The sequence below is a fragment of the Serratia sp. LTN-2 genome (assembly GCF_059740205.1).
Map to the genome: position 1 here is coordinate 14345 of NZ_JCAXDO010000014.1, position 14346 is coordinate 28690.

General features: G+C 39.8%; 12 protein-coding genes. 4 read left to right on the forward strand and 8 right to left on the reverse strand.

Annotated elements, in window-relative coordinates; all coding sequences use genetic code 11:
• The first annotated feature begins 142 nt into the window (after window positions 1–142).
• Window positions 143–2914: a DNA polymerase I gene (polA, locus tag AC6BYQ_RS21430; RefSeq protein WP_001134667.1), complete on the forward strand. Its 2772-nt coding sequence runs from the start codon at window positions 143–145 to the stop codon at window positions 2912–2914.
• 59 nt (window positions 2915–2973) lie between these two features.
• Here polA and AC6BYQ_RS21435 read toward each other — a convergent pair whose 3' ends face one another.
• The 5 genes from AC6BYQ_RS21435 to ppx are packed head-to-tail and all read right to left on the reverse strand — an operon-like array spanning window position 2974 to window position 8073.
• On the reverse strand, window positions 2974–3543 hold the full coding sequence (locus tag AC6BYQ_RS21435; RefSeq protein WP_000501183.1) for a YggT family protein: 570 nt from the start codon (window positions 3541–3543) through the stop codon (window positions 2974–2976).
• A 21-nt stretch (window positions 3544–3564) separates the two neighbouring features.
• A complete protein-coding gene (proC, locus tag AC6BYQ_RS21440) occupies window positions 3565–4395 on the reverse strand; it encodes a pyrroline-5-carboxylate reductase (RefSeq protein ID WP_000179688.1) in 831 nt (276 codons plus the stop codon).
• Window positions 4373–5776 carry a tRNA lysidine(34) synthetase TilS gene (tilS, locus tag AC6BYQ_RS21445; protein WP_079283860.1) on the reverse strand — a complete coding sequence of 468 codons (1404 nt, stop codon included), beginning with the start codon at window positions 5774–5776 and terminating at the stop codon, window positions 4373–4375. The genes proC and tilS overlap by 23 nt, the downstream gene beginning before the upstream one ends.
• Complete coding sequence (locus tag AC6BYQ_RS21450) at window positions 5713–6534, reverse strand: acetyl-CoA carboxylase carboxyltransferase subunit alpha (RefSeq protein WP_000710404.1); 822 nt, start codon at window positions 6532–6534, stop codon at window positions 5713–5715. Before AC6BYQ_RS21450 ends, tilS begins: the two co-directional genes overlap by 64 nt.
• Before the next feature lie 18 nt (window positions 6535–6552).
• The gene (ppx, locus tag AC6BYQ_RS21455; protein WP_001279274.1) at window positions 6553–8073 is read right to left on the reverse strand and encodes an exopolyphosphatase; all 1521 of its coding nucleotides are present in this window, start codon (window positions 8071–8073) and stop codon (window positions 6553–6555) included.
• A 279-nt stretch (window positions 8074–8352) separates the two neighbouring features.
• Here ppx and trxA point away from each other — a divergent pair, with 279 nt between their 5' ends.
• The 3 genes from trxA to AC6BYQ_RS21470 all read left to right on the forward strand — a co-directional run bounded on the left by trxA (window position 8353) and on the right by AC6BYQ_RS21470 (window position 10930).
• Window positions 8353–8679: a thioredoxin gene (trxA, locus tag AC6BYQ_RS21460; RefSeq protein ID WP_001276875.1), complete on the forward strand. Its 327-nt coding sequence runs from the start codon at window positions 8353–8355 to the stop codon at window positions 8677–8679.
• A 321-nt stretch (window positions 8680–9000) separates the two neighbouring features.
• On the forward strand, window positions 9001–10269 hold the full coding sequence (gene rho, locus AC6BYQ_RS21465; RefSeq protein ID WP_001054522.1) for a transcription termination factor Rho: 1269 nt from the start codon (window positions 9001–9003) through the stop codon (window positions 10267–10269).
• A 415-nt stretch (window positions 10270–10684) separates the two neighbouring features.
• Window positions 10685–10930: a hypothetical protein gene (locus AC6BYQ_RS21470; protein WP_000897679.1), complete on the forward strand. Its 246-nt coding sequence runs from the start codon at window positions 10685–10687 to the stop codon at window positions 10928–10930.
• 170 nt (window positions 10931–11100) lie between these two features.
• Here the strand turns inward: AC6BYQ_RS21470 and AC6BYQ_RS21475 are convergent, their stop codons facing one another.
• From AC6BYQ_RS21475 to pheS, 3 genes are all read right to left on the reverse strand, one after another.
• On the reverse strand, window positions 11101–11397 hold the full coding sequence (locus AC6BYQ_RS21475) for an integration host factor subunit alpha (protein WP_000126166.1): 297 nt from the start codon (window positions 11395–11397) through the stop codon (window positions 11101–11103).
• Window positions 11394–13775 (reverse strand): phenylalanine--tRNA ligase subunit beta, encoded by a 2382-nt coding sequence (gene pheT, locus AC6BYQ_RS21480; protein WP_000703075.1) that lies wholly within the window; start codon window positions 13773–13775, stop codon window positions 11394–11396. The genes AC6BYQ_RS21475 and pheT overlap by 4 nt, the downstream gene beginning before the upstream one ends.
• Window positions 13776–13808: 33 nt before the next feature.
• The coding region (gene pheS / locus AC6BYQ_RS21485; RefSeq protein WP_498057519.1) for a phenylalanine--tRNA ligase subunit alpha at window positions 13809–14346 on the reverse strand (538 nt) is incomplete at its 5' end.

A 14346-nucleotide genomic window follows, 5' to 3' on the forward strand; every position in this document is an offset into this window, starting at 1 on the left:
ATGACACCTTCATTACAGGCCATCTTACTTCAAGCCAATACATGCGTATATTTATACATACAAAATACTGCAAAAATCATAAACCTGCATTCATAGCCGTTTTCACGTAAAATACCCATAATTCAGTTTAAGGAATTGTTCAATGCCACCATTTGTCTTGGTTGATGGGTCCTATTTTTTATTTCGTGCATATCATGCATTACCACCATTGACGACCTCTACAGGGTTACATACCAATGCAATACGTGGAGCAATTTCTGCCATTCAAAAATTGATGCGTCGTATGCAACCGACACATATGGCTGTCATTTTTGATACGCCTGAGCCAACTTTCCGTCATAAGCTTTCACCTATTTATAAAGGTGACCGCCCGACTATGCCGGAAGAATTGTCTCAACAGATTCCATATTTACATGCATTGATTAAGGCTCAAGGGATTCCTTTATATAGTCTTCCGGGTGCAGAAGCCGATGACATTATCGGGACTCTCGCTAAACGCGCCGTAAAAGAAGGTCATCATGTGCTTATCTCAACCGGAGATAAAGACATGGCCCAGCTGGTTAATGACTATGTAAAACTTGAAGATAGCTTTAAAGATCGAGTACTAGACACCGACGGCGTATTTGAAAAATTTGGTGTTTGGCCAAATCAGATTATCGATTACTTAACCCTTATGGGTGATGCATCTGACGGCATTATGGGTGTACCTGGCGTAGGCGCAAAGACGGCTGCCAAATTACTGACCGAATATGGGACATTGGATAATATCATTGCCAATGTAGACCAACTTAAAGGCAAACTGAGCCAAAATATTAAAGATAATTTAGACAATATTAAGCTTGATCACCAGTTGGCAAGCATTGTCTGTGATCTTCCTTTAGAACTCGACTGGCATGAATTAAAACTTACTGATCCAAATGTAGATGCCTTACGCAATCTCTATACGGAGCTTGAGTTTAGAAACCAGTTACAGTCTCTCGATCATCCAAACAATCCAAATAGCTCAAGCTATAAGCAGCAAGCTTCACAAACTATTGTCCAAAATGAAGTTAAACCTGCTCAAACGATTGAAACAGAAGATCAAGCAAGCTTGACTAGTCAAGATGACCAGCTTGGAACTGCAAACTATCACACTGTTTTAACACAAGAAGCATGGGATCAGCTCTGGCAACGCATGCAGAATGCCGATCATTTTGCTATTGATACAGAAACCACAAGTCTTGATTACCGTATTGCCGAGATGGTTGGTTTTTCAATCGCATTTGATGCGAAAGATGCCTACTATGTTCCTTTAGCACATAATTACGAAAATGCGCCACAACAACTGAACCGTGAACAAGTTTTAGCGCAAATCAAACCTGTACTTGAAAATGAAGCAGTTAAAAAAATCGGTCATCATCTTAAATATGATGCGCACATTTTTGCTAATCACGGTATTGAACTTAAAGGTTGGTATTTCGATAGCATGCTGGCATCTTATGTACTGAATGCAGCAGCTACTCGTCATGGCATGGATGATGTTGCTCGTGTTTACCTAAGCCATTTGACCACTACTTTTGAGCAAATTGCTGGCAAAGGTGCAAAACAGAAGACTTTTAATCAAATTGAGATTGAAGTTGCAGCACATTATGCAGCAGAAGATGCACATGTGACTTATCGTTTATATGAAGTACTTTCAAATAAACTTAAAGCACATCCTGAATTGGAAAATATTTTATATAACATTGAGATGCCAGTTGCTCGAATCTTATCGGGTATGGAAGAAGATGGAATCCGTTTAGATCATGCTTTCTTAGATAAATTAAGTGTTGAATTTGCGAAAACTATGGAAGACCTTGAAAATCAGGCCATGGAAATTGCAGGTGAAACTTTTAATATTGCTTCGCCTAAACAAGTAGGTGAAATTCTATTTGATAAGTTAGGCATTAAAGGTGGTAAAAAAACTGCAACTGGACAATACAGCACCAGTGAAAGTGTTCTTGAAAAAATTGAGCATCCCCTAACAGAAATTATTTTAGAACACCGTGGATTAGCAAAATTAAAGAGCACCTATACTGACCGTTTAATTGAGCAGTCGCATAATGACACCCATCGTGTACATACCAGCTATCATCAAGCACTAACGGCAACAGGTCGCCTATCCTCTTCTGACCCTAACTTACAAAACATTCCAATTCGTAGACAGATTGGCCGTCAAATCCGTAAAGCATTTATTGCACCGGAAGGACGAGTTTTGTTAGCAGCCGATTACTCGCAAATTGAACTTCGTTTAATGGCTCATTTTTCTCAAGATGATGCCTTAGTTCATGCATTCCAACATGGTCAAGATGTACACCGTAGAACAGCGGCAGAAGTGTTAGGTATTGCAATTGAAGATGTGACCAATGATCAGCGCCGTCAGGCTAAAGCTGTGAATTTCGGTCTACTTTACGGCATGTCCGAGTTTGGTTTAATTCGTCAACTTGGCTTTACTCGTGAAGAATCGCAAAACTATATCAAACAATACTTCCAACGCTATCCTGGCATTTACGAATACATGCAACGTACTCGCCAAGTAGCATCGGAACAAGGGTTTGTTGAAACTATCTTAGGGCGCCGTCTTTATACACCGGATATTGACGCTCGAAATGTGATGGTACGTAAAGCTGCTGAACGTGCTGCAATTAATGCACCTTTACAAGGTAGTGCTGCTGATATTATTAAGTTAGCAATGATTGAAGTAGATAAAATCCTGCCAAAAGATCAAGCAAAACTATTACTTCAAGTTCACGATGAATTGGTGTTTGAAGTTGATTCAAACATTGCAGATGAACTTTCAAAACAAATTGCGGATGTCATGCAGTCTGTTCTGGAAATTTCTGTACCGTTAGTCGTAGAAGTAGGCCAAGGTAAAAACTGGGATGATGCCCATTAATTTATCGATAAACCAATAAAAAAAGGGCTGTAATACAGCCCTTTTTTAATCTTACAAAATTAAAGCCCAGTTAATAAAACTTTAGCGACTTCATTCATTAATATCTCGGCAATATAGAGTGCCAAAAATGCCAAAATTGGAGATAAGTCAATCATCCCCATATTAGGCAACAAACGACGGAATGGGGCGAGTAACGGTTCAGCTAAATCTTGAATCACCTCAATATAAGGTGAACGAGATTGAGTAAACATAACGACCCAACTCAAAATGATTGTTGCAAAAATTAAGTAACGGCAGAAGCGAATCAAATCCTGAATCATGGTCACAAAAGTCAGAATCACTAAATGAACTGGACTATTTGGCATGGAACCCGAAAGATACATTACACCGAAAATTTTCAGTAAATATAAAATAATTAAAAGAACCAACGCTGCCAGATTGAATCGGCCTTTTGCGACCGTTGGAAAAATTCGGCCAAAAATATCAACAATCTTAGTCGCCTTTACTGTCGATAAAACCACAGGATTATAAGGACTTACTGCCGCCAATTGCATTAAAAAACGGAAAAAGACCAATAAAATCGCGACGTTAATTAAAATTCCAAAAATTAGCGCAGAATTTGCACCCATAGTTGTCTTATCCTATTAAAGCTATTTTGCACTGTCACTCAGTTCTTGAGCCAATTCTTGGCTACGTTTCTGTGCAGCAGCTAATGCAGATTGAATATTTTGAGAGATTTGTGCACGATCAAAAACTTCAAGTGCAGCTTGGGTTGTACCATTCGGTGACGTCACATTTTTACGCAGCTCAGACGGAGTATTTGAACTCGTAATTGCCATTTGAGCTGCACCTAATGCTGTTTGAAGAGTTAAAGCAGTTGCAACTTTTTCATCCAAACCTAAATTTTTACCTGCACGAATCATACTTTCCATGAGGTAGAAGAAATAAGCTGGGCCTGAACCTGAAACTGCCGTTACCGCATCAATTTGAGCTTCGGAGTTTACCCAAATTGTTAAACCAGTTGCTGCTAAAATCTGACTCGTTAATTCACGGTCCGAGGCACCAACCACATCAGTCGCGTAAATACCATGAGCACCAGTTTGAACTAATGCAGGTGTATTTGGCATAACTCGCACAATACGTTCACTATCAATCAAATTTGATATTGTCTTAATTTCCGCACCGGCAATAATCGAAATAACCAATTTATCCGATAATAAACCTTTTAACGGACGTAGAACATTTGCCAGAACTTGTGGTTTTACAGCAAGAACAACTACATCGGCATTCTGGATAGCAGCCGTATTATCTTGAGTTACATGAACTTCTTTTTCTTGCAATAGTTGACGAATTTGTTCGACAGGATCTGAAACGGTAATACGTGTTGGTGGTAATCCTCTTGAAATGAGCCCGCCAATTAATGCTTGGGCCATATTACCACCACCAATAAAACAGATATTACAATTCACTGCTGTTGCCATAACTATATTCGCCATTTACCAGATTACAAGAATGAGAAATTAAATCTGGTTGCCACCCTCCTTCCTCACAATATGGAGACTGAGCCAACCAAAATCCTTTCGGTGTAAAAACCCCAAGCATAACATTATCTAAGACTAATATTTGAATTGTATGACGAAGCCAAGGCAAAATATGTGCTTCTTGAATTGCTTTTTTTAAAGGCCATTGCCCAACACGACCATATAGGTGAATCTTTTCCCCACCTTGACGTCGAATGATTTTTAATTTTTTATTCAATAAAGAATGACTTAAACCAATTCTTTTACACTCAACATGGAATAGTCCAGCTGCGCCCTGCCATTTTTCTTCTAATTTAAATGAATGCTCTAGTTCAGCATCAACCGGATTTAAAGTTTCAGCGAGATAAACCTGTTTACTCAGCCTATAGAGTATATTTTGATAACGGACATAGTAAAACTGGTTCCAATGTAAAGCGGCTTGAGCATCTGACTTAGACTCAATAACCTCTGCTCTTAGACGTTCGACCATTTCAAATGCAGGTCGATATTGCCCTTGGCCTTTCATCCACGCAGAAAGTAACTGGCGCTGCCGCGCAAAAGATAACTCATATAATTTCGTTAAATTTAAATAGTCAGCTGAACCAGAATATTGCCAATCATCTTTGAGAACTTCTTCTAAAATTTCAGAAGCATCTTGCATCAGATAACTGGTTCGGCTCAAAGCTTGCTGCATTTTTGGAAAACGGCTTGTTAAAAATGGCCACAGTGCTTCACGACACCACACCCTATCGTAATGGGTGTCATAGTTCATTGGATCATCAATATATTTAACTTCAAGCTGAGCGGTCCATAAAGCGATTTGCTCACGTGTTAAATCCAAAAAGGGGCGCCAAATTGTCATATCTTTACGGTAATCAATAGCCTGCATCGCAGCAAGCCCATCTACTCCCGCACCTGACAATAATCGCAAAATAACTGTTTCTGCCTGATCTTGTTGATGATGAGCAAGCAACAGAATTTCATTTTCTTGTAAATGTTGCTGATATGCTTGATAACGCGCTTGACGTGCTTGAGCTTCCAGATTACCATTTGCAATCTGAACTTTTTGAATAATATAAGGAATATTTAATATTGCTGCCTGTGTGGCAACCACTTCCGCCCACTCTGCACTTTGATCTTGCAGTTGATGATCAATATAAATTGCTCGGATCTTTTGAGGGAAAATTTGAGCCATTAAATGTAGCAGTAGCATTGAATCCATGCCACCACTACATCCAATAAGAAAAGAACTTTTTTCAGAGAACTCTTGAGCTTGCTTTAAGACGCCACGCCTAAATTTTCGCTGCCAAACTTCATTAAACGTTGATAACGTGCTTCGCATCGTTCATTTGCATCCATTGGTAGCAATTCATCCAAAGCCTGCTTTAAAACTACTTTTAAGTTTTGCATCACACGCTCAGGATCTAAATGCGCACCTTCACCTTCATCTACTACATATTCAACAATACCTAGTGATTGTAGTTTATCTGCTGTTAAACCTAAAGCTTCACTCGCTTGAGCTGCTTTCTCAGCAGTTTTCCACAAAATAGATGCACAGCCTTCAGGCGAAATCACAGAATAAATACTATGTGACAACATAATCACTCTGTCAGCAACACCAATACCTAAAGCACCACCAGAACCGCCTTCACCAAGTACTGTTGCGATTACAGGCACTTTCAGGCTTGAAAGTTGAGCAAGGCTAGTCGCAATTGCTTCTGCCTGACCACGTTCTTCAGCCCCAACACCCGGATATGCGCCCATAGTATCAATAAAGGTGAAAACTGGGAGATTGAAACGCTCAGCCATATCTAAAAGACGCTGAGATTTACGGTAACCTTCTGGGTTACACATACCAAAGTTGTGCTTTAATTTTTCACGGGTACTACGACCACGGTGTTGTCCAATGACCATCACAGGTTGACCGTCAAAACGAGCAAGACCACCTACCATCGCACCATCGTCACCAAACAAACGATCACCATGCAATGCATCAAACTCTGTAAAGATTTCACCGACATAATCTAGAAACTGCGGACGTTCAGGATGACGTGCAATTTGAACCGTTGTCCACGCTTTGGACTGAGTAGCTTTTTTCATAGGTCGAATATTATCCCTTTAATCGATAAATTTTTCCGACTGAATATTCAATTCAATGTCCCAATGCTTAAACTGCTCTTGCTCATCATGCAAGTCGGCAACTAACAATGGCCATTGTTTGGCATCACCAGAAACACTAAGTTGCCATTGTTGATCATTTATGATGGTCAATTCAATGGCAGGAAGCATCTGATCACTGCGGCTATGGTTGAGTAAAACTGCTAGGCGAAGTAACAAACTTAAATAAACTAATTTATGACCGCCAGCCTTTAAAACTTCATTTTTTACATCATTTCGCAATTTACGGCGGTGATGAGCAACCAAATGTGAAAGATGATTTTGGTCAATTTGTGAGAAACCAGGAATATCGGAATGTTGCAATAAATAAGCACCATGACGATGATAGCCACCATGACTAATCGCTAAACCAATTTCATGCAAATATGCTGCACGGCGCAGTAAGTCACTGTCTTCACTCGTTAAATTAAGTGGTTTAGCAACACTATCAAATAAGTATTGAGCCGTATTTACAACTCGTTCTGCCTGTTTCGGATCGGCGTTATAACGTCCCATTAATGCTTGTACACTACGGTCGCGGATATCCTCATGCTTAAAACGGCCTAACAGGTCATACATGACTCCTTCACGTAATGCACCATCAGAATATGCCAAACGTTCAATTTCTAAAACTTCAAAAACAGCGTACAAAATTGCCAATCCGGCTGGCAAAACTGCTCGTCGGTCTTCTCGAAGTCCTTCAAAATCAATTTCAGAAATATTTTTGAACTTAAGTAACTTATCTTTAAGTTTATGCAGACCTTCACGTGTGACATTTTCTTGCTCGTCACTTAGCCCCATATTCACCATAATCTGACGGCAAGCTTTAATGGTCCCACTTGAACCTACAACAGTATCCCACCCTTCCATCTTATAAGTGGTGGCGATTGCTGAAAGCTCTTTACGCGCAGCAACAACTGCTTTATCAAATGCTTTTTGTGTGATTTCACCATCGGCAAAATAGGCTTTTGTATAGGCTACACAACCCATTTGTAATGATTCAGTATAAATTGGCTCAAATTCTTCGCCAATAATAAACTCGGTAGATCCACCACCAATGTCAACCACTAAGCGGCGTCCACCATTGGCCATCGTATGTGATACACCAAGATAAATCAGGCGTGCTTCTTCACGGCCTGCAATAATCTCAATAGGTTTGGGCAAAATTTCAGCGGCTTTTTGAATAAACTCATGGCCATTCTTAGCCTGACGCAAAGCGTTCGTTGCCACAATTCTTAAACGGTTAGGTTGAACTGAGCCTAAACGCCCAACGAAACGAGCCAAACAGGCTAAACCACGTTGCTGTGCTGCTTCTGTTAAGTTTTTATTTTCATCAAGACCAGCTGCAAGCTGTACTTTTTCTGACATTGAAGCCACTTTTTTAACTTCACCGTGATCTACCCGTGCAATTGCAAGGTGAAAACTGTTCGACCCCATATCTATGGCAGCAAGTAATTCTTCATCAATCAGAAAGTCAGACATTATTGAACTAAACCCATAACAATTCACGCCTAGAGTAATTCACAAGAATGCAATTGAAAAGGCATTTTCATCAACAATTAATAGCCTTTGATATTTTTCTATTTGTTAAACGATTGTACAAGCCGATGATGAATATCGTGAGCATCCATTAGACAAATTTACTTAAGCCTTGAATAATAGCATCAAACCCTTACATTGAACTAAGTAGCTATGTAATACTGATAGAGATTATCTCCTCCTATAGTGATAGCACTTTTTTCTAAAAATTGGAGCCGTACCATGTCTGCGACTATTGTAAATACAACTGATGATAACTTCCAAGCAGATGTTCTAGATGCTGAAACACCTGTACTTGTTGACTTTTGGGCAGGTTGGTGTGCACCTTGTAAAGCAATTGCACCTGTTCTTGAAGATTTATCAAGTGAATATGCGGGTAAAGTAAAAATCGTTAAAGTTGACGTGACTTCTTGTGAAGAGACGGCAGTGAAATACAATATCCGTAATATTCCTGCTCTATTACTTTTCAAAAATGGTGAAGTAGTAGCTCAGCAAATCGGCGCTGTGCCTCGTTCTAAACTCGTTAGCTTCATTGACGAAAACGTTTAAGACGTAACGTTACAGATGAAAATACGCTATACCTTTATAGCGTATTTTTTTCGGCTATAAATTGACAAATTAGCTGATCTCACTTATATTGCATGCTCAAGAGGCACTGAAGGGAATCGTCTTCTGTCCGGCTTCTTACAAGACACAAACATAAAGATCGCCACTCGGCAACAGAAATTGTTTTTTCACATTTCTCTTCGAAACAGTTAATCAGACTTCTGAATTGTTATTGTGTAAATACAATTGCGATACTCTTTTTTGTATGCGAGCGATTTTTCTTCTTTTTAAACCACACTCTACTCTTTCCTAATTCTGACCCTTATGAACTTAACTGAACTCAAGAAAAAACCAATCGGCGAACTAATTAAAATTGCTGAATTTATGGGCCTTGAAGGTATGGCTCGTAACCGAAAGCAAGATATTATCTTTGCCATCTTGAAACGCCATGCGATGAATGGCGAAGAAATTTTTGGTGACGGCGTTCTTGAAATTCTCTCTGATGGTTTTGGTTTTTTGCGCTCTGCCGCAGGTTCGTATTTAGCTGGTCCGGATGATATTTATGTGAGTCCTTCACAAATCCGACGCTTTAACTTGCGTACAGGTGACACCATCACAGGTACCATTCGTCCACCAAAAGAAGGTGAGCGTTATTTTGCTTTGCTCAAAGTTAATCAAATTAACTATGACACACCAGAAAATTCACGTAATAAAATCTTATTTGAAAACTTAACTCCACTTTTCCCGACCGAACAACTGGTTATGGAACTTGGTAATGGTACAACAGAAGACTTGACCGCGCGTGTAGTCGATTTAGTTGCACCAATCGGTAAAGGTCAACGTTCTATTATTGTCGCTCCGCCAAAAGCGGGTAAAACAATGTTACTTCAAAACATTGCTCAATCTATTGTGAGAAACAATCCGGAAGTTTTCCTTATTGTTTTATTAATTGATGAGCGCCCAGAAGAAGTAACTGAGATGGAGCGTACCGTACGCGGTGAAGTCGTTGCTTCAACATTTGATGAAGCACCAGCACGTCACGTACAAGTTGCAGAAATGGTCATTGAAAAAGCAAAACGTCTTGTTGAGCACAAAAAAGACGTTGTGATTTTACTTGACTCCATTACACGTTTAGCCCGTGCATACAACACCGTAATTCCTTCATCAGGTAAAGTATTAACTGGTGGTGTGGATGCACATGCTTTAGAACGTCCAAAACGTTTCTTCGGTGCTGCTCGTAATATCGAAGAGGGCGGTTCTTTAACAATCATCTCTACTGCTCTTATCGAGACTGGCAGTAAAATGGATGATGTAATTTACGAAGAGTTTAAAGGTACAGGTAACCAAGAAATTACACTTGATCGCCGTATAGCTGAAAAACGCGTCTTCCCTGCCATGAATATTAAGAAATCTGGCACACGTCGTGAAGAACGTTTAATGGATGAAGATAAATTACGTAAAGTTTGGATTCTCCGCAAACTTCTTCACCCTATGGATGAGTTGGCAGCTATGGAGTTCTTACTTGATCGTATGAAAGAAACCAAAACAAATGATGATTTCTTTGATCAGATGAAACGTAAAGCTTCAACATAATCATATTATTTATTCTAGAAAGGCCGCTCTATTGAGTGGCCTTTTTTTATTTGGTTGACAAGCTTTACACAAAAATACATTTTGCTGATTTTTATGTAAAATTATTTATAAGTTTTTGAAAACAAATATTTTTAATATAAAAAAACCATGTTTTTTAGTAGCTTACTTATACCTTTTCCAATATATCTCAGCTGATTAATTGTTTTTTTCTGTTAAAAAACAGGCTTTTTTCACTCTTTTCCCGATCTTTTTTGACAGCCAACAGTAGTATTTCAACATTTGCAGTGATAGCATAGCGGCAGACCAGTTAGACTGCTCCATGCGTTGTTACCTAGCTACGTTTTAGGAATAATAAAAGCAAAACAGTCCAACTTAGGTTTTTTTAATCTCAAATCTTTTTTGTGAGAGTGATGCCATGTTATTCAAAAAATTCGCTGTTGCTGCTGCTGTTGCTGCTACTTTAGCTTTCGTTGGTTGTTCTAAGAAAGAAGAAGCACCTGCTGCTGCTGCTGCATCTGAAGCTGTAACTGCTGCTTCTGAAGCTACTGCTGCTGCTTCTGAAGCTGCTGTAGCTGTTGACGCTGCTGCTTCTGAAACTGCTGCTGCTGCTTCTGACGTTGCTGCTGCTGCTTCTGACGTTGCTGCTTCTGCTGCACACTAATCTATACTCTAGATTAGCGAAAAAAGAGGACATTTTGTCCTCTTTTTTTATGCCTAAATTTTATATTTACGCATCAAAATAGATTAGATGTAGCAATGGCTAAGTATACTTTTCTAATATTAAGAAAAATTTATTCTAGATTTATTTAAAGTCATAAATAAAAAAGCAGATCAATCGATCTGCTCATTTCCAACGCGTTGTCTAAATTTCTGACCCGCTCTGAAGGTAACTACACGGCGTGCAGAAATCGGAATTTCTTCGCCAGTTTTCGGATTACGTCCTGGACGCTCGCGTTTATCTCTAAGCTCGAAATTACCGAAACCAGAAAGCTTAACCTGCTCACCCGCAATAAGCGCTTGGCTAATTTCGTCAAAGAACAACTCGACCATTTGTTTTGCTTCACGGCGATTTAAGCTGGTTAACTCACTTAAATGATCAGCCATGTCTGCTTTAGTTAATGCTGTCATGAGGCCCTCAATGTCGCTTGATAAGTGTTTTCCAACACTTGGATTATATTGTCCATACCAGATTTAATTTCAGCATCTTCAAGCGTACGTGAAGGATGTTGCCATAATAACGCAAACGCTAATGAGCGTTTACCTTCTTCGACACCCTGCCCCGTATACACATCGAATAACCAAGTAGAGTCTAAAAGCTCTCCACCAGTTTTTTCGATTAACTGCTGAATATCTCTAACATTTATATTATCAGAGATTAAAAGCGCAATATCACGTCTAACCGAAGGAAAACGTGATAATTCTGTAAAATTAGATACATAAGATTGCAAAACGGCAGCCTGATCAAGCTCGGCAACCCAAGTTGTGCTCAAATCTAGTTCGTTTTCTAAAGATGGATGCAAGCGGCCTAGGTAACCAATTGATTGGCCATCAACTAAGATTTCAGCAGATTGCCCTGGATGCAACCATGGACGCTCTGAACGTACATACTCAACTTTGACACGTCCAGCAGCTAAAATCTCTTCTACTTCACCTTTAAAATCGAAGAAATCCATTGGCTGTGGCTTAGCATGCCATGATTCAGGTTCACGAGAACCTACGGCAACTAAAGCCAATGTAGGAATTTGCTTCAGATCCTGAATAGAATTAGCATTTTGATAATCAAAACGCAAACCTAGTTCAAAGAAACGTACACGGCTTTGCTGACGGTTTAAATTATATTGTACACAAGGGATTAAACTCGAAAGCAATGTGCTGCGCATTGCAGCCAAATCACTAGAGATTGGATTTGCCAACATTAACGGACTTACTTGCGGGTTCAATTGCTTTTCAAGTTTTGCATCAGCAAAGCTAAAGCTAATCGCTTCTTGATACCCTAAAGTGACTACCGTTTGACGTAACTGCGCGATTTCAAAACGATCTTGGTACTTAGCAAGTTGAACATCCATACTTGGTAAGCTGATCTGAATATTGTCATAACCATCAATACGTGCAACTTCTTCAATCAAATCTTGATAAATTGCCATATCGTAGCGATGTGATGGTGGAGCTACGCTCCATTCACCATTCGCTTGAACAGTGACTTCACAACCTAATCGAGTTAATGCATCTGTAATGAACTCTGCCGCTACTTTGTAACCCAACAACTGGTCTACTTGAACTTGCTTAAGTTCAATCGCTTCACGTTTCGGAAGTAAATCAGCTTTTTCAGCTACAGTAATTGGACCGAACTCACCACCCGCCAACTCTTGAATAAGCTGAGAAGCACGGTTCATCGCAATTAACGGCAATTCAAAATCTACACCGCGTTCATAACGTTGTGAAGAATCTGTATGTAAACCAAAGCGACGAGCACGTCCAGCAATCGCAAGCGGAGCAAAAAATGCGCTTTCCAAGAAGATATCAGTCGTATCATCAGTTACGCTTGATGCTAGCCCCCCCATGATACCAGCGATTGCTAGTGCTTTCTGGTCATCAGCAATAACCATCACATCTTCTTGCAACTCAACTTCTTGATCATTCAAAAGCTGTAACTTTTCTTTCGGCTTAGCTTGGCGAACATGTACAGTCCCTTCGATTTTAGCTAAATCGAAAGCATGCATTGGCTGACCCAATTCCATGAGGACGTAATTCGTTACATCAACTAAAATACTATGAGTACGAATTCCTGAACGTGCTAAAGCCTGTTCCATCCATTCAGGGGTCGCAGCTTTAACATTTACATTTTTAATGACACGTCCTAAGTAGCGTGGAGCACCATCAGTGCTGATGACTACTTTTTTCTCATCAGTGATTGTCGCATCAACCGATTTAATTTCAGGCTCATTCATTTGCAGTTGGTTAATCACTGCAACTTCACGTGCGATACCACGAATACTAAAGCAGTCACCACGGTTTGGTGTAATACTAATATCGATAACATTATCATCAAGTTTTAAGTATTCACGAATGTTTACCCCTACTGGAGCATCATCAGGTAACTCAAGTAAACCATCGATTTTATCTTCAAGGTCAATTTCAGAGGCACCGCACAGCATACCTTGTGACTCAACACCACGAAGCTTACCTTTTTTGATTTTAAAATCACCCGGTAATATTGCACCAATAGTTGCCACAGGTGCTTTCATTCCAGCACGAACGTTAGGAGCACCACATACAATTTGTAAAGGCTCACCTGAACCAATATTCACTGTTGTTACACGCAGACGGTCTGCATCAGGGTGCTGTTCAACTGTTAGAACTTCACCAACTACAACGCCAGTAAATGGCTTAGCAACAGGTGCCAGCTCATCTACTTCAAGACCAAGCATAGTCAACTGATCAGATAATGTATCACTATCAATTGCTGGATTAACCCATGTGCGTAACCAATTTTCGCTAATCTTCATCTTTATAAAACCTTATTTAATCCTGAAAAAATGTTAGGCAAATTGGCGTAAGAAACGCACATCATTTTGATAGAACATACGCAAGTCATTAATGCCATAACGCAACATTGCAAAACGTTCTACCCCTAAACCAAAAGCGAAGCCTTTGTATTTATCAGGATCAATCCCCGCAGCACGCAATACATTTGGATGTACCATGCCACAGCCTAATACTTCTAACCAACGTCCACGCTCATCCATGATATCCACTTCCGCACTAGGCTCTGTGAATGGGAAATATGATGGACGGAAACGTACTTTTAAATCTTTCTCAAAAAATTCATTCAGTAGGTTAATCAATAAACCTTTTAATTCAGCAAAGCTGGTGTTCTCAGCAACGTACAAACCTTCAATTTGATGGAACATTGGCGAATGCGTTTGGTCTGAGTCGCAGCGGTATACACGGCCCGGACATACAATACGAATTGGCGGCTGGCTTGTTTCCATGGTACGAATTTGCACACCAGAAGTATGCGTACGCAACAAATGGTTTGCATCGAAATAAAAAGTATCATGCATAGCACGTGCAGGA

Bases quoted from the DNA above. Each gene is read 5' to 3' on its own strand.
- polA (WP_001134667.1), top strand. From the start codon at position 143: ATGCCACCATTTGTCTTGGTTGATGGGTCCTATTTTTTATTTCGTGCA.
- AC6BYQ_RS21435 (WP_000501183.1), bottom strand. From the start codon at position 3,543: ATGGGTGCAAATTCTGCGCTAATTTTTGGAATTTTAATTAACGTCGCG.
- proC (WP_000179688.1), bottom strand. From the start codon at position 4,395: ATGGCAACAGCAGTGAATTGTAATATCTGTTTTATTGGTGGTGGTAAT.
- tilS (WP_079283860.1), bottom strand. From the start codon at position 5,776: ATGCGAAGCACGTTATCAACGTTTAATGAAGTTTGGCAGCGAAAATTT.
- AC6BYQ_RS21450 (WP_000710404.1), bottom strand. From the start codon at position 6,534: ATGAAAAAAGCTACTCAGTCCAAAGCGTGGACAACGGTTCAAATTGCA.
- ppx (WP_001279274.1), bottom strand. From the start codon at position 8,073: ATGTCTGACTTTCTGATTGATGAAGAATTACTTGCTGCCATAGATATG.
- trxA (WP_001276875.1), top strand. From the start codon at position 8,353: ATGTCTGCGACTATTGTAAATACAACTGATGATAACTTCCAAGCAGAT.
- rho (WP_001054522.1), top strand. From the start codon at position 9,001: ATGAACTTAACTGAACTCAAGAAAAAACCAATCGGCGAACTAATTAAA.
- AC6BYQ_RS21470 (WP_000897679.1), top strand. From the start codon at position 10,685: ATGTTATTCAAAAAATTCGCTGTTGCTGCTGCTGTTGCTGCTACTTTA.
- AC6BYQ_RS21475 (WP_000126166.1), bottom strand. From the start codon at position 11,397: ATGACAGCATTAACTAAAGCAGACATGGCTGATCATTTAAGTGAGTTA.
- pheT (WP_000703075.1), bottom strand. From the start codon at position 13,775: ATGAAGATTAGCGAAAATTGGTTACGCACATGGGTTAATCCAGCAATT.